Annotated in this window: 14 protein-coding genes and 1 tRNA gene; 6 read left to right on the top strand and 9 right to left on the bottom strand. The window is 43.2% G+C overall.

All coding sequences use genetic code 11. The features are described 5' to 3' along the window. Positions 1 to 464: 464 nt before the first annotated feature. Positions 465 to 1,115 (top strand): YceH family protein, encoded by a 651-nt coding sequence (locus tag ACFQZS_RS12925; RefSeq protein ID WP_377100862.1) that lies wholly within the window; start codon positions 465 to 467, stop codon positions 1,113 to 1,115. Here the strand turns inward: ACFQZS_RS12925 and ACFQZS_RS12920 are convergent. Further along, positions 1,112 to 2,167 (bottom strand): MBL fold metallo-hydrolase, encoded by a 1,056-nt coding sequence (locus ACFQZS_RS12920; RefSeq protein WP_377100860.1) that lies wholly within the window; start codon positions 2,165 to 2,167, stop codon positions 1,112 to 1,114. The genes ACFQZS_RS12925 and ACFQZS_RS12920 overlap by 4 nt on opposite strands. Before the next feature lie 340 nt (positions 2,168 to 2,507). Between ACFQZS_RS12920 and ACFQZS_RS12915 the strand changes: the two genes are divergently transcribed. The 3 genes from ACFQZS_RS12915 to ACFQZS_RS12905 are packed head-to-tail and all read left to right on the top strand — an operon-like array spanning position 2,508 to position 6,020. Continuing rightward, the gene (locus tag ACFQZS_RS12915) at positions 2,508 to 3,350 is read left to right on the top strand and encodes a sialate O-acetylesterase (RefSeq protein ID WP_377100858.1); all 843 of its coding nucleotides are present in this window, start codon (positions 2,508 to 2,510) and stop codon (positions 3,348 to 3,350) included. Between the two features lie 18 nt (positions 3,351 to 3,368). After that, positions 3,369 to 4,139 carry a carbohydrate-binding family 9-like protein gene (locus tag ACFQZS_RS12910; RefSeq protein ID WP_377100857.1) on the top strand — a complete coding sequence of 257 codons (771 nt, stop codon included), beginning with the start codon at positions 3,369 to 3,371 and terminating at the stop codon, positions 4,137 to 4,139. A gap of 12 nt (positions 4,140 to 4,151) precedes the next feature. Next, on the top strand, positions 4,152 to 6,020 hold the full coding sequence (locus ACFQZS_RS12905) for a glycoside hydrolase family 97 protein (protein WP_377100855.1): 1,869 nt from the start codon (positions 4,152 to 4,154) through the stop codon (positions 6,018 to 6,020). Positions 6,021 to 6,086: 66 nt separating this feature from the next. Here the strand turns inward: ACFQZS_RS12905 and ACFQZS_RS12900 are convergent. The 3 genes from ACFQZS_RS12900 to ACFQZS_RS12890 form a co-directional block, all read right to left on the bottom strand. Continuing rightward, a tRNA-Pro gene (locus ACFQZS_RS12900) sits at positions 6,087 to 6,160 on the bottom strand. Between the two features lie 291 nt (positions 6,161 to 6,451). After that, entirely contained in the window at positions 6,452 to 7,732 is a 1,281-nt protein-coding gene (locus tag ACFQZS_RS12895; RefSeq protein ID WP_377100853.1) for an outer membrane protein assembly factor BamB family protein, read from the bottom strand. 46 nt (positions 7,733 to 7,778) lie between these two features. Continuing rightward, positions 7,779 to 8,582, bottom strand: a complete 804-nt coding sequence (locus tag ACFQZS_RS12890) for a hypothetical protein (RefSeq protein WP_377100851.1) — start codon at positions 8,580 to 8,582, stop codon at positions 7,779 to 7,781. Positions 8,583 to 8,697: 115 nt separating this feature from the next. Here ACFQZS_RS12890 and ACFQZS_RS12885 point away from each other — a divergent pair, with 115 nt between their 5' ends. Together ACFQZS_RS12885 and ACFQZS_RS12880 are read left to right on the top strand one after the other, a co-directional pair. After that, a complete protein-coding gene (locus ACFQZS_RS12885; RefSeq protein WP_377100849.1) occupies positions 8,698 to 9,930 on the top strand; it encodes a sensor histidine kinase in 1,233 nt (410 codons plus the stop codon). 1 nt (position 9,931) lies between these two features. Further along, the gene (locus tag ACFQZS_RS12880; RefSeq protein WP_377100847.1) at positions 9,932 to 10,555 is read left to right on the top strand and encodes a response regulator transcription factor; all 624 of its coding nucleotides are present in this window, start codon (positions 9,932 to 9,934) and stop codon (positions 10,553 to 10,555) included. 289 nt (positions 10,556 to 10,844) lie between these two features. Here ACFQZS_RS12880 and efp read toward each other — a convergent pair whose 3' ends face one another. From efp to ACFQZS_RS12855, 5 genes are all read right to left on the bottom strand, one after another. After that, positions 10,845 to 11,408 (bottom strand): elongation factor P, encoded by a 564-nt coding sequence (gene efp, locus ACFQZS_RS12875; protein ID WP_377100845.1) that lies wholly within the window; start codon positions 11,406 to 11,408, stop codon positions 10,845 to 10,847. Between the two features lie 158 nt (positions 11,409 to 11,566). Then, positions 11,567 to 12,709 carry a glycosyltransferase gene (locus ACFQZS_RS12870; protein WP_377100844.1) on the bottom strand — a complete coding sequence of 381 codons (1,143 nt, stop codon included), beginning with the start codon at positions 12,707 to 12,709 and terminating at the stop codon, positions 11,567 to 11,569. Positions 12,710 to 12,712: 3 nt separating this feature from the next. Continuing rightward, the gene (locus tag ACFQZS_RS12865; protein ID WP_377100864.1) at positions 12,713 to 13,330 is read right to left on the bottom strand and encodes an ABC transporter ATP-binding protein; all 618 of its coding nucleotides are present in this window, start codon (positions 13,328 to 13,330) and stop codon (positions 12,713 to 12,715) included. A 78-nt stretch (positions 13,331 to 13,408) separates the two neighbouring features. Further along, on the bottom strand, positions 13,409 to 14,191 hold the full coding sequence (gene lpxA / locus ACFQZS_RS12860) for an acyl-ACP--UDP-N-acetylglucosamine O-acyltransferase (RefSeq protein WP_294791603.1): 783 nt from the start codon (positions 14,189 to 14,191) through the stop codon (positions 13,409 to 13,411). 4 nt (positions 14,192 to 14,195) lie between these two features. Next, the gene (locus tag ACFQZS_RS12855) at positions 14,196 to 15,599 is read right to left on the bottom strand and encodes a bifunctional UDP-3-O-[3-hydroxymyristoyl] N-acetylglucosamine deacetylase/3-hydroxyacyl-ACP dehydratase (RefSeq protein WP_377100842.1); all 1,404 of its coding nucleotides are present in this window, start codon (positions 15,597 to 15,599) and stop codon (positions 14,196 to 14,198) included. Positions 15,600 to 15,651 lie beyond the last annotated feature (52 nt).

The following is a 15,651-nucleotide window of genomic DNA, read 5'->3' as shown; positions in this document are numbered from 1 at the left end:
GTGAAGCGGCGATCACTTTAAGGAAAAGACTTTTCAAATCCACCAATATCGTCCTTGCGACCGGGAGCGAAGCAATCTCTACACGATAGGTGAGTGATGAATGAAGCAGCTTAAGTTGTTAGTGTGCTCCGTGGCCATATCGGGGCAAGCCATGAGCGTTGGGATTTACCAAGCGATGAGCAAAAATGCAACAGTAAACTCATTTCAGCACTGTCAATCTTGTCCCACCCCGCGGGACAAAAAAAGTCAATTTCACAATACTGCTGAAAACCAATAAATTACCCCACTCCCACAGCTAAATTTTCTGACGAATAAGTAGTCTCACTTTGTCCCAGGCTAAATTTTCAAGCTACTAACTGTCTATTACTTAATAAAAATATTGTCCCAACGTGTCTCACATTGTCCCACACTCACGCGGGACAAAACGCGGCGTACAAACGCAAATCACTATATTTACCACCGCTATGGATACACCACAAACCTTACCTGTTTTAGACGCTGTTGAACTGCGTGTGCTGGGATCGCTGATAGAGAAAAGCCGCACCACGCCCGACTACTACCCCATGACGCTGAACGGCCTCACCACCGCCTGCAACCAGAAAACATCGCGCAACCCGGTAGTAGCTTACGAAGAAGCCACGGTAATGGACGCCCTCAACTCCCTCAAAAAGCGCGGACTGGTATCAACAGCCACGGGTGGTTCAAGCAGGGCAGTAAAGTTTAAGCATAACTTCGCCATAGTATATCCGCTCATCCCGCAGGAACTGGCGCTGCTCTGCCTGCTTATGCTGCGCGGCCCGTTAACCCCGGGCGAACTGAACACCAATTCGGCCCGGCTATACGAGTTTGAAACCATAGAAGAAGTACAGCAATACCTTGACAAGCTGGCAACAGAGGAACCCGCCTTTATAACCCAGCTACCCAAACGCCCCGGCCAAAAGGAGGCCCGCTACGCCCACCTGCTAAGCGGCGAACCCCAAATATCAGACGACTGGAACGACGACTCGGCCCCAACCCGCAGCAGCGGCCTTGAAGCCCGCGTAACCCAACTGGAAGAAGAACTAAGCGCCCTGCGCGATGCCTTTGATAGCCTGGTTAAAGAACTGAACGGTTAATCCATATTCCACCATTCGGTGCGCAACGGCGGGCTGCCAATCATGTAAGGCTCGCCGATTTTTGGGATCGTGACCGGGAGATTAAGTTTATCTGCTACTGGAAGCATGGTTTTAATTGATTCGTTCCAGCGATGATAAGCTTCGGCGAATTTACCCCAATGGACAGGCAGTATCATTTTGGCTTTCAAATCGGCGGCGGCTTGTGCTGTTTGCTGCGGAAACATGTGGTTTTGCGACCAGTTGTTATTATATTGTCCGCACTCCATCATCGCCAGATCAAAGGGGCCAAATTGCTCGCCTATGGTTTTAAAATGAGCCGTGTAGCCGGTATCGCCGGAGTAAAAAAGCTTAAATCCGTCTACCTGTATAACATATGATGCCCAAAGCGTTTTGTTGCCTGTAAAGGTGCGCCCTGACCGATGGTGGGCCGGCATAGCCGTAATATTCAGTTGTGGGTTAATGCTTACTGCTTCGCCCCAGTTAAGTTCTATTACCTTAGCCTTATCATATCCCCAATACCTTAAATGGCTGCCCACGCCCATAGGTACAATAACCTTTTTAACCTTTTTCTTTAGTTTTTTAATAGTGCCATAATCCAGGTGATCATAATGATCGTGCGATACAATAAGCACATCAATTGGGGGCATATCCTCCGGTTTATAAGCATCCGCTCCTTTAAAAGAATTAACCGGCCCTGAAAATGGCCCCGCAAAACTACTCAACTCAGGGTCGACAAGAATATTGGCAGTTTTGGTTTTGATCAGAAAACAGGAGTGCCCAAACCATATAACCGTTGGCTTATCATAAGTTGTATTTACCAGGTCAGTTCTAACAATAGGGATAATGCTTATTGGCCTTACGCTATCGGGTTTACCTTTTAACATCCGTAAAGGCCTTATCCTGCTTAATAATCCGCCGCTGTTACTACCCGCATTGTTGGGCACACCAACGCGTCGTGGCGGCGCGTTACTCAAATTAATAAAGCCATCTGCCGTATAATTAGGCAGGGCTTGCAAAGCTTTTAGATTTTTGCCTGAGGGATTTTTGCCCACCGATCTTATTGTCCCACACCCCATTGCAACTAACAGGATCAGCGTTAAACACAGATAGAAAAAAACGAATGCCCTCATATTTTGTAGCCTTAACGTGTAAATATTACAAGTAGTATGATGCAGGTAAGCTGTAAAGGGTGCCATTCAGACAAAATTGTTACAAAACGGGAATAAATCCACTATAAATGAGGAATAAAAGCTTTACAACTATTTTAGTGATTATTTATAAATTGGCTGTGCTAATCGCGACCGGCGATGAACCAATTATTTTTAATCAATTTACAAGCATTACATGAGACAACGCGTTGCGACCTTAACAGTATTTTGTGCACTTATATTAGTGAGTGCAATATTTTTTCCGGCGTATAAACCGGTTGAAAAAATAAAACAGGACAAGAACTTTTACATCTTCCTCAATTTTGGCCAGTCGAACATGGAGGGCAACGGACGCGTAAGGCCGGAGGATACGGTTGGCGTAGATCCGCGTTTCCAGGTTTTTGAAACAGTAAACTGCCCTAATCTGGGCCGCGAAAAAGGCAAATGGTATAAAGCAAAACCACCGCTTTGCCGCTGCAACACCGCGGTATCGCCGTCAGACTATTTTGGCAGAACGCTTTTAGCTAATCTTCCTTCTAACATCAGAGTGGGCATAGTAAATGTAGCTGTAGCGGGTGCAAAAATAGAAGTGTTTGATACCACGTCGTATAAAGGCTATATAGCTAACCAGGCAGGGTGGATGAAAAACATTGTTAAAGAGTACAATGATAACCCATACCAGTACCTGGTTGATGCGGCAAAAGAAGCATCTAAATACGGTGTAATAAAAGGTATTTTATTGCATCAGGGCGAATCAAATGCCAACGATAGCTTGTGGACCACCAAAGTTAAAGGCATATATAACAGCATGTTACACGACCTTGACCTTAAGGCCAAAAACACACCATTGCTGGTTGGTGAGTTAGTAAACGCCGACCAAAAAGGTGCATGTGCAGGCTTTAACAAGTTTATTGCCACCATACCACAGGTAATACCTAACTCTTATGTAATATCATCAGCAGGAGCACCGGCTAAAGCGGACAGGTTACATTTTACCTTTGATGGCTATAAATTATTGGGCACCCGCTACGGCGAAAAAATGCTGGAGTTGCTGGGCAAAAAAGGGCCTTACTTAGCTGCTAACTAATATCAAATAAAAACAATTATGATCCGCAAAATAATAGCCTCAGCTACTTGCTGTATATTAGCATACTTTAGTGTGCAGGCACAAACCGAAAAGAAATATGTAATAGGCGAACTGCCATCGTACAAAGTAGCAAAGGCTACCGAACCTATTACCGTTGATGGTAAAATGAACGAAGCCGCATGGAAGAATGCCGAAGTGCGCAGCCTTGATTATTTTTACCGCAACGGTGAGCCGTTTGAGAAACAACCCACCAAGTTCCGAATGATGTGGGACGATACCAACCTGTATTTGTTCTATGAGTGCCAGGACACTTCGTTGACAGCTCGCGAAACTGCTTTTGATGCACGCCCTTATCTTGACGATTGCGCCGAATTTTTTGTTGTTCCTATTCCGGATAGCGTAAACATGCACTTTGGATTTGAGATAAACATAACCAAGGCGGCTTACGATTATATGATGTTTTATAAATATTATAACAAACGCGACTTTTTTGTAAAGGGATACAATCCTGCCTATAAAGTTGAGGTTACCTATGACGGTACCATCAACAATGAGAAAGACAAGGACAAAGGCTGGACAATGGAACTGGCTATCCCTATAGATGCACTGTCAAATTTTGGCCGGCCACGTGTGGGTGCAAAGTGGGCTTTCCAGGCCGTAAGGCAGGATAGAAACCAGGTTAACGATCGTTTCAGATCTTCATCAACCCTATTCCCCATATATGATATAAAAATGGATGTGCACCAACCTAACCGGATGGGTTTGATGGAGTTTATGGATAAAAAATAACAATAAGCTTATATGAAATTTATTAAAATTATATCCGCTGCCTTAGTATTATGTGCATCTACAAATGCATATAGCCAAACAGCCAGCGTTACACAGACCAGCCCTGATAAACGCATATCACTAACGGTTTCAACCATTAATAAAAAGCTGGTTTATAACATAAAAGCCGATAAGAAAATACTTATCGATAACTCGCCATTGGGGTTGATTGCGGATAGCGTTGATCTGGGCGATAATGTTGTTATGCGCGGCGTGGTACAAAACAGCAAAGTGAAAGAGAGCTACCCTATTTTAGGCAATCATCCTACAGCACATAACGAAGCGAACGAACTGGATATCCCCATTATTGCAGCGGGCAAACCCATGAGCGTTATAGTTAGAATTTACAACGATGGAGTAGCCATACGTTATTCCATCCCGGCAGGCATAAAACGCATAGATGGCGAGCGTACAGGCTGGGTAATGCCGGCTAACATTGATAAGATAGCGTGGGCAGATTACTCGCAAAGCTACGAGGGAGTAAACTATGTTACCGCTTTTGATAAGGTACCCGAAGGTAAAACCATAATGGGCCCGGTTACTTTCCAAACCAATGGCTACTACCTTTCAGTATCAGAAGCTGATGTTGAGAATTTTTCTGACATGTCTTTTATGCGTAATGGCAATGTGCTAAGTGCCTACTTTCCGTTTGCTAAAAAAGGATGGGAAGTTAAGCCGCCATCAACCACAATTTATTTGAACGGAACTTATAAGGGCCAACAGGTTACGCCATGGCGCACTACCATGATAGCGCGGTCGCTTAATGAGCTGGCTAATTCTGATCTGATAACTAATTTATGCCCTCCCCCGCCAAAAGGCTCAGATTTTTCGTGGGTTAAGCCGGGGCGTAGTATGTGGCAGTGGTGGAGCATTGGCGCGCCCAAGCTGGACGATCAGAAACAATGGTTTGATGCAGCGGCTAAACTAAAATGGGAATATTATCTTATTGATGATGGATGGCGCAACTGGAAAAAGGATGGCAAAGATCAATGGACTTTGTTAAAAGAAGCGATAGACTACGGCAAAACTGTAGGCGTAAAATCTATTGTTTGGGTTGATTCAAAGGAATTTAGAAAAGCGCCTGAACGTAAGGCTTATTTAGATAGGGTTAAAGCCATTGGCGCATCGGGCATAAAAATAGATTTTATACCAGATGCTACTGCAGAAATAATGCAGTGGTATGCAGAAACGCAACAGGAATGTGCCGATCTGCACTTATTGCTTAATTTCCATGGCAGCGTTAAGCCCACCGGCCTAAACCGCAGTTTCCCTAATGATATTACACGCGAAGCGATACGTGGCAACGAATATCACATGACCCGCTATCGCCGTGTTATGCCTCCGCAGCATGATGTTACGGTACCGTTTACGCGTTTATTGACCGGCCCGGCAGATTTTACTTCGGTTATATTAGATCCTAAACAATTAGCCACCACTAAATTTAGCTGGCCGCATGAGTTTGCACAGGCCGTTGTTTACCTGTCGCCAATAATACATTTTACTGATCAGTATCAGTTTTATTTGGATAACCCCATGTTTGATCTTTTTCAAACAGTACCTACCGTATGGGATGAAACCCGCGTATTACCTTGCACCAGCATGGGCGATGTGGTTGCGTTTGCAAGGCGTAAAGGCAGCACCTGGTGGGTTGGTGTAATGAACGGCGGCGAAGAGCGTGAAGTAAAGATCCCGCTTGATTTTTTAACCAAAACAACAAAAGCCACTTTGGTTTATGATGGTGAAACCAATACCAGCGTTGACAGGAAAGAGAAAACCGTATCTAAAAAAGATGTTTTGACTATAAAGCTGCGCCCAAGCGGTGGGTTTGTGGCTAAGATGTAGTAAGTGGTTAAACTTTGAACTATTACAAAAAAGCTCTGACAATAAGTGTCAGAGCTTTTTTTTCAGTCGGGATGGCGGGATTCGAACCCACGACCTCCAGCACCCCATGCTGGCGCGATACCGGGCTACGCTACATCCCGAATTGATTTCTTTTTTCGCAACTCCCTATAAACCAGCATTGACATTTTCCTGCCATTTGATGATTTATTTTAATTACTGTTGGTTAATTGCCTGGTGGCACACAAAAGCGTACACAGGCTGACAAATATAGAAAATGACACTAAAACCTGCCAAGAGATTTTAAATTAAGATGTGCCTGCCATATCCGTATCTGATTAAGTGATACATGAATTATAGTGCCGCCATGCCTATCAAATTTGATATTGACGTTAGAGATGCAGTAAATGACTTGGAATAATATAATCAGTAAATTACTGAACAAACGCAGAGTATGCTTTGCCACCCGAAGTGACACAGAATGAGAGATTCTGCCTACCATCCGGTAATAATTTACTGCTGTCCCATTTCACTTGTCCGGTTACCATATCAACAGCGAACAGGTAATTGGCCGGCTCTGAATTATCAAACCAAGCGTAAATTGTTTTCTCAAATCTTTTATAGATATACAAGGTATTTCCGGCTACTATATTATTTCCGGTCAATCCCTTAGTATTTCCATTAGACAAAACCAGTTTTTCGGCACCTGTATTCAGATCTAAGAGCACATAACCATCCTCATATATAGCACCATATCTGCTCGCAGTTCTGTAATAATTGTGATGCACCAATAAATAATTATTCCATATCTGCATTACTTTATTAGAGGTACGTTCGCCGATATTGCCTCCACCATAGTCTATCCGCCATTTTTCTGCTCCGGTAGACCTGTTTACCGCGCTTAAAAAGTATTTGTCCAAACCAGGCGATTGATCATAATGCGAAGTTTTTATAAAGGCCATGTCATTAGTTGCAAAATCCAAATTAGTATATGTGTTTTGCGCATTATAAGTAGGCGGAATTGCAAGCGGACTGATAGTTGATAACTGATTGCCTGTGGCGGCATCAATAAGCGTGTTACCGGCGGTTATTATGTTATATCTCAACAGGTCAAAGGAGTAATCATCTGTAGATGCCCCTTCCCACTTAATTACCCCTGTTTTAGCATCTAATGCCAATACTTTTTTGGGGCCCAGCAGTACGTATACCAAGCTGTTAAAATAACTTATAGCAGACGGCTCGCCTACAGGCTGATACTTCCACAAAAATGTGGTGGTTGCCTTTGTAGCGTCAAGGGCGTAGATACCGCTGCTGGTTGTGGTTTTATTAGCTCCATAAAAAGTATCGTCGTGCAATACAGGCATAAGCATGTTATCTACAGGCACCGTCCACATCACCGCTCCGCTGTTAAGCGTAATGGCGCTGATCTTTTTGTTATCGACAGCGTATAATAAATTATTCCCTACAACAGGATAACTCCAGGTAATACCTAACTGTGCAGGGTAATTATATTTAGTAACCAATTCGCCGGTTACGGCGTTAAGTAGATTGATTGTAGTTCCGGAACCGTTGTCATAAGTATTATATAACATAACTGATTCCGGAATGACAATAGCCGTTTTATCTGGAGGATAATTATCTTTTTTACAGCCGGTTACTGCAATTATTGTTGATATGGCTATATATGTGATGAGATTCAGGTACCTTGCTTTCATAGAACGGTAGATGTAAATAAAAATAAACTAATGCTGTTGTAAGAGATTATTTATAGGTTAAATTAAAACTTCCTTCTGTAGTAGTCTGGTAATGACCAACAGCCGATGTAAGTACCAGCATCCCTTTAAACGTTCCCGATATTTTTTTACTAACCGGGTCAATCGCTGTTACAACTACCGTTGCATTTCCGCCCTGATTATCACTGCTCCAGGTATTAATGATTCCCACCTTGCGCTGATTGGAAATGTAATTGATGGAGGCCACATAAGTTCCCGGCGTTGTTATGTTGCTAACTTTAATTGTGGTAGAATAGGTGTTATGAATAATTTTGAGTGAGCTACCTTCAGTGAGCGACCCTGCTATACTTAGGTCACTACCATTGTAAGTTGCTGTGCCATCAAACCCCATGGCTTTCTCATTAAATTTTTGCGTCAAAGTGTAAGTCTTCGAGTCGGTACCGAAAATTGGCGTGGAAGGACTGAAGTTATTGATGTCACTGCTAACGGTAACCAAACCCAAATTAACAGTTTTGCCGGCAGATACCAGTGCTTTCAAATCTGACTGAGCTAAAGTGTACCCATTTTTAAGTATGATATGAATATTATAACTGCCCGCTTTAAGTTGTGACGCAGAAAAAACTCCGGTATTGAGATCTAATGAAAGCGAGCTAAACAGGCCCGGCTCACTGTCGTTAGCCAAAATTATGGCATCAATAGCCCCGCCGTTAGAAACTGTACCATTAATGGAGCCGGTAACAGCGGCCTGGTTTTCGTTAGATTTTATAGCCTCTTTAGTGCAGGCGGTTGACGAAAGGCAAATTGCTGTGATAAAGCCAAGTAAACGTTTCATGATATTAATTTAAAAGCAAAAATACTGCTTCGGAGTGGCAAATAAATACCGCAGTTTGGGGGATTTTAAACTCAAAATAACTTAAGCAACCGGAAATACTTTACTTTTAATCCAAATGTTTGAGCGTATTGTAACTTTCTTTATGCCTGCGGCGATGCGCAGTAATATCAGCCATTCTCAATATCATGAGTTTAGGGTAGTTGTAAGCACCTGCTTGATAGGATTACCTTTGGTACTGCTTTTCCCTGTTCCACTTTATTATCTGAACAAACCATACCTCGGCTATCTGGTTAACGGTGCGCTTGTTATCATCACCTTGTTTTGCAGCCGTTATCTTGGACATTACCGTGTGCCCATGAGCATTACAGCACTGGTGACCTATTTTATTATTTACGAATGGATCAGAGATTCCGGGCAGATATTTTCTTCGAATGTAAGTCTACTGCATATGTATTTGCTTTGCGCGATTTGGGCGGATAAACGTTACGGGTGGTGGGCCATTTTCACTAACCTGATCTTATTTTATATTATTTACCACAACACCCAATTAGTGGGCCACACCCGCGGCGACGCTTTATATGCCTTGATCATGAACTGCCTTATTACTATATTTTTTGGAGGCTTTCTGGCTTACCTGCAATTAGACCAGGAACGCGACAGGCTGAAAATAAAGTCCTTACAGGAAGAGAAAATAAGCGTTCTTGACGATGCCGTTAAACAGCGTACTGAGCAACTAAACAGCATGCGCGAAACGCTGGCTACTGACTTTCATGACGAGACGGGCAATATGCTGTCGGCCATTACCCGCCAGGCATCTATGCTTAAGTTAAAGTTAATTGAACGCGACGACGTTCAGCTGATTGTTGAGAGCATTATTAAAAACAGCAAACGCCTTTATGCCAGCAGTAAAGATTTTTTGTGGCAGCTTAACCATAACAGCGATGACCCCGCCGAGCTTTTTGATTACCTGACCGGTTATGGCCAGTTATATTACAACCAATTCGACATTGCTTTTTCATCAGATACCGAACCCTGCGAACGCTTGCAGTTGGACCCTTCGGCCGCGCTTAACCTTATATTTATTTTTAAGGAAGCCATGACGAATGTTACAGAGCACTCAGGGGCGACGATAGTGCATTTAACGCTGACTTGCCAGCCGCAAACTGTTTGCCTAACGTTAAATGACAATGGCACATGGAAAACCGGCAGCCCTGACCGGGAGCATTACGGACTGGGCAATATAGAAAAGCGCTGCAAAAAGAATGGTTTTACATTGGATATTTTAAAGACCGGCGAAGGTACAAGAATAGGAATTACAGCACCGGTTAGAAGTGCGCAGCTTTTATAACATGGATAAAAGAATTACTATTATAGAAGATAACCCAAGGATTCGGGAAGGTTTTGCCGCTGTAATTGACGGCACGCCCGGGTATCATGTTTCAGGCCAATACGGCACTTGCGAAGACGCGTTGCGCACCCTTTTAATAGATAACCCTAACCTGGTACTGATGGACATAGACCTGCCCGGCATTGACGGTATAGAAGGTACGCTACGGGTAAAAAAACTGCTGCCCGGTTGCATAGTGCTTATAATTACTGTGTTGGAAGACAGCGACAAAGTGTTTAGATCTTTATGCGCCGGAGCGGGTGGTTATATCATCAAAAACTCAGACACTGATGATATCATTAAAAATATTAGTGAGGCTTTAGCCGGTGGCGCTCCAATGAGCTTGCGCATCGCTAAAATGGTGGTGCAATCTTTTACACGGGCTAATGATTCGCCCCTTTCAGAAAGAGAACAAGAAGTTTTACGTGGAATAGCCGAAGGCAAAAGCTATTCTAAAATAGCGCTTGATCTTTTCATCAGCAAAGAAACCGTTCGTAGCCATATTAAAAACATTTATCAAAAACTTGCAGTAAACAGCAAGGCCGAAGCCTTAAAAGTGGCGGGAGATAAGCGCTGGTTGAATTAGTTACTGTTGCAGCACCACAATAAAACACAAGTATTTAAAAATCAAATATTTGCATCTCACTTACAGTTAAATTTCCTGACGAATAAGTGTGTTGCAAAGTGTTGCATGTTTAAACATTCAATAGTTATAAATAATTAATTATCAATTATTTGCAAAAAATGCTGTTGCAAGTGTTGCAAAGTGTTGCCTATATTTCTGCAACACCGCGTTTAATATCTTTAATAAAAAAAAGCCCCCTTGCGGGAGCTTCTAAATTATTTCTCCCCGTTTAGGGGTCAGGAAGAACTTCTTATCCTTTAACTCTTTCTACGTAGGAACCACTTGCGGTATCCACCTTAACTTTATCGCCAATGTTGATGAACAAAGGCACATTAATTTCGGCGCCGGTTTCAACAGTAGCTTTTTTAAGCGCGCCGGTTGAGGTATCGCCTTTAACAGCAGGCTCGGTGTAAGTGATCTCTAACTCGGCCGATCCGGGTATTTGGCCCATTATAGGCTCTTCGCTTTCAAAGGCCACAATAACGTTCATTCCCTCCTTCAAAAACTTTACCGCGGGGCCAAACAATGCCTTAGGCACGTTATGCTGATCGTAAGTGCTGTTATCCATTATCACTAACTGATCGCCGTCGTCATAAAGATATTGGTAGTTGTTGGTTTCAACCCGGGCAATATCAACCTCCTCGTCTGTACGGAAACGGTATTCAACCAGTTTACCGCTTTTTACATTGCGCATACGGGCCTGGTAAAAAGCGCGCAAATTGCCGGGTGTGCGGTGTAAAAACTCTTCTACCTGTAGTAACTCCCCATTAAAACGGAGGATATTGCCATTTTTTACTTCGGATGCTTTAGACATAACAAAATATAATTGAGGCGCAAACTTAGGGAGTTAAGGCGAAAGTTACAAGTGGCGAGTGGTCATTTGTCATCGTTCACCAGTCATTCCTTACCTGGAGACCCGATGGAATTAACAGTTGGCGAAGAATAGCGAATTGAACAACAAATGACCAATGACTAATGACCACGCAGTTCATCCAGCGAATAAAAGCTATCGCGCCAGTATATACCCCCCTGCTTTATGGTAATAAACATGGACCTTAAAAATATATAGCCCATTAGCAAACCGGCAAACGGAATAATAAGCGCGTACCACCACTTATTAGGTTTTATAATTAGCATATAAATTACCTGTGTAAGCAAAACTATTACCGCCAATAACTTAATATATCCTTCACCAAAAATGAGTATAGCCGGTATGGGCAGCGTAAAGCATACTATACAAGCCATGATATACCCTATTGCCATTATTGGATTGTAGCCTGCTGTAGCATATGTATTTTTCATCAACCCATCAACAAACTGTTTCAAACTGGTGTACCATTCCAGGCCAACTGTATCCCTGCCGCCTAAAACATCCTGCCGTAATCCCGCTTGTTTAATATTATTGCCTAACATAACATCATCGTCGGGTCGAAGTTTGATGCGCTGATGCGTACCGGCTTTTTCGTAGCCCTGGCGCTTAACCAAACAAAAAGCTCCAACACCAATATGAGCGTTTGTGCCCGGTTTAATAGCATCCCACGGGCGTAGGTACATCATGAGCATGATAGAAAATGTAGATAGTACGCTATTCAGCAAACCCGACCGCGAAATAACATTCGGTAACACCGCCAGGTTATCTAAATCATTCTTTAAAGCGTAGCACATGGCCTTATTTATAGCATCCGGATGGTATTCCACATCCGCATCAGTAAAAAGCATCCACTCTTCTGCGCTTGATAAATAACCTTGGTATAAGGCATTGTTTTTTCCCAGCCAACCTTTTGGCAAATCAGTAATAGTGGTTACTGTAAGTTGCGGATAACGCTTATTTAGCTTTTCTAATATCTCACCTGTGCTATCGGTCGACCTGTCATTAACCGCTATGATGCGATAGCTGGGGTAATTAATATTGCACACACTTTGCAGGGCTTTTTCAAGATTTTCCTCTTCGTTGCGTACAGGTATAATAATAGCCAGGGGCGGAAATGTGGTACTGAGCGGTTGATCTTTAAGGTGTTTTATTTTTTTGAACCCAGCTATCAGGTAAATTATAACTCCAATCCACGTAACACCCGCAACAATACCGTATAATTCCAGCAGGGTTTTGATTGTCATAGTTTATTTATAATCTGATATGCTTAAGCGATGTTTACAAAAGCTGTATTCATGCTCCTGGTTAGAGCATACAATGGTTAAACGGCCCTGCGCAAATTGCTGCACCAGGCTTAAATACCAGTCAACACCCTGTGTATCTAAATTAGATGTGGGCTCATCCAGCATCAGCATTGGCGTATCCGAGCAAAAGGCCAGCGCAAGCTTTAGACGCTGCTTCATACCCGAAGAAAAGTGCCTTACCAGTTTATTTTTTCTACCCGGCAAGCTAAGTAGCTCTATTATGTTATTCTTATCTATGCCTGCTTTATACGGCTTAAATTTGAAATGAAAATCAATTACCTCTTCCAACGAAAATTCTTCTATCAACTCCAGGTAGGGTGCGGCCAGGCTAAGGTATTTGAATACCTTTTCTACCTCGATTTTCTGTCCGTTATTTAAAAAAATGATCTCGCCTGCTGATGGAGAAAGGCTGCCGTTCAGTATTTGCAGCAAGGTTGATTTGCCCGAGCCATTAGACCCAAGTACAGCGTAACTCTCTCCGCTTGTAAAAGTGTAGTCTATCCCCCTAAATATCCAGTCGCGATTAAAGCGGCGTCCGATGTTTTCTAAGGTAATGTTTATTTGGTTGTCCATAGTCCATAGTCGATAGACCATAGTTGATCGATCCATGGACTATCGACTATTGTCCATGGACTTAAATTATATCCCAAACCCCTTCATAATACCACGCTGAGAGTTGGATACAAAGTTGATGATCTCGTCGCGCTCAACAGTTGGGTTAAACTCAGCTTCAATAATATCCAGCGCTTTGGTAACATTATATTTCTTAAGGAAGATGATGCGGTAGATCTCCTGGATCTCATTGATGGATTCTGCAGAGAACCCCCTGCGGCGCAAACCAACCGAATTGATACCGATATATGACAAAGGCTCTCTTCCTGCTTTGGTAAAGGGAGGTACGTCTTTACGCACCAGTGAACCGCCGGAGATCATGCTGTGCGCACCGATCTCAACAAACTGGTGTACTGCTGATGTTCCGCCGATAAAGGCGTAATCGTAAACATTAATATGGCCGGCCAGCTGTACCGAGTTAGCTATAATTACATTATCGCCAATAACACAATCGTGCGCTACGTGTACATAAGCCATCAACAAACAATTGCTGCCAATAGTAGTGGTGTTTTTATCTAATGCCGTACCACGGTTAAGTGTTACGCATTCGCGGATGACGGTATTATCGCCTATAGTAACAGTACTGGGTTCGCCTTTGTACTTCAGATCCTGCGGTGGTGCCGAAACAACAGCACCCGGAAAAATACGGCAGTTTTTGCCAATACGGGCTCCATCCATAATAACAGAGTTTGAGCCTATCCAGGTTCCTTCGCCAACTTCCACATCCTTATGGATGGTAACAAAGGGTTCTATAACAACATTGTCGGCTATTTTTGCCTGCGGATGTATATATGCTAAAGGTTGGATCATGCGCTTATTCTGCTATTTGTTTTTTAACTATCTGGGCCATTAACTCAGCTTCCACCACAACACGCTCGCCCACCATACCAATTCCTTTCATTTGTGCGATGCCGCGGCGTATAGGCGCTAACAGGTTACAATGGAATATTAACGTATCGCCGGGCACAACCTTATCTTTAAACCTGGCGTTTTCTATTTTTAAAAACAAGGTAATGTAATTTTCCGGATCGGGCACAGTGTTCAATACGAGTATGCCGCCGGTTTGCGCCATGGCTTCAATTTGCAAAACACCCGGGAACAATGGTGCATCAGGGAAATGGCCCTTAAAGATCTCCTCGTTCATGGTAACATTCTTCAAACCTACTACATGGCTTTTTGATAGTTCCAATATCTTATCAATAAGCAGCATAGGCTGACGATGCGGCAGTATTTTCATTATCTGCACGGTATCATAAACCGGCTTCATATTCGGATCGTAAACCTTAAAGTGCTTGCGGCTACGTTCCTTTTTTATAAGTGTTTTTATTTTTTTGGCGAATGCCACATTAGCCGCGTGCCCTGGCCTTGCCGCCATAATATGTCCGCGCAGCGGAACGCCTACTAAAGCCAAATCGCCAATCATGTCCAGCAGCTTGTGGCGCGCCGGCTCGTTTTGGTGGCGAAGCTCAATATTATTCAGTATACCCTGCGGGGCAACCTTAATATCCTTACGGTTAAACAGTTTCGCCAAATGTGCCAGTTCGGCTTCGTCCACATCTTTATCAACCACAACTATAGCGTTATTCAAATCGCCACCTTTTATCAGGTCGTGCTTTAAAAGCATTTCCAGCTCATGCAAAAAGCAAAAAGTACGGCATGATGCAATCTCTTTAACAAACTCGGTTATTGACGATATACTGGCATGCTGGCTACCTAACACCTGCGAGTTATAGTCTACCATGCAGGTAAAACGGTAATCATCCAAAGGCATGGCTACCATATCCACCTTGCGGTCGGGTTCAGAATAATGAATATTATAGGGGATGTGATAGTATTCGCGGTCGGCTTCCTGTTCTACCAATCCGGCATTTAAAATAGCATCAACAAATTGTATAGAGCTGCCATCCATTATCGGCGTTTCGGGGCCATCCATATCTATCAGCACATTATCAACCTCTAAACCTACTAAAGCCGCTAATACGTGCTCAATAGTGCTTACACTGGCACCGTTTTGCGACAGCGTGGTGCCGCGTGACGTATCGGTAACGTTATCTACATCGGCATCAATTATAGGCATTCCCTCTACATCAACCCTCCTGAATTTATAGCCATGATTCTCCGCTGCCGGATGGAACGTCATGGTAACTTTTTCGCCTGTATGCAAACCCGCGCCCGAAACAGTTATAGGCGCTTTAATAGTTTTTTGTTTAATATTCATTCTTGTTGGTCATTTGTCACAGGTCATTGGTCATTGGTTTGGCTAAAAAGCT

Origin of the sequence: Mucilaginibacter calamicampi, from assembly GCF_042676765.1 — a bacterium.
Lineage (GTDB): Bacteria > Bacteroidota > Bacteroidia > Sphingobacteriales > Sphingobacteriaceae > Mucilaginibacter > Mucilaginibacter calamicampi.
This window is presented reverse-complemented; position numbering and strand designations above follow the sequence as displayed.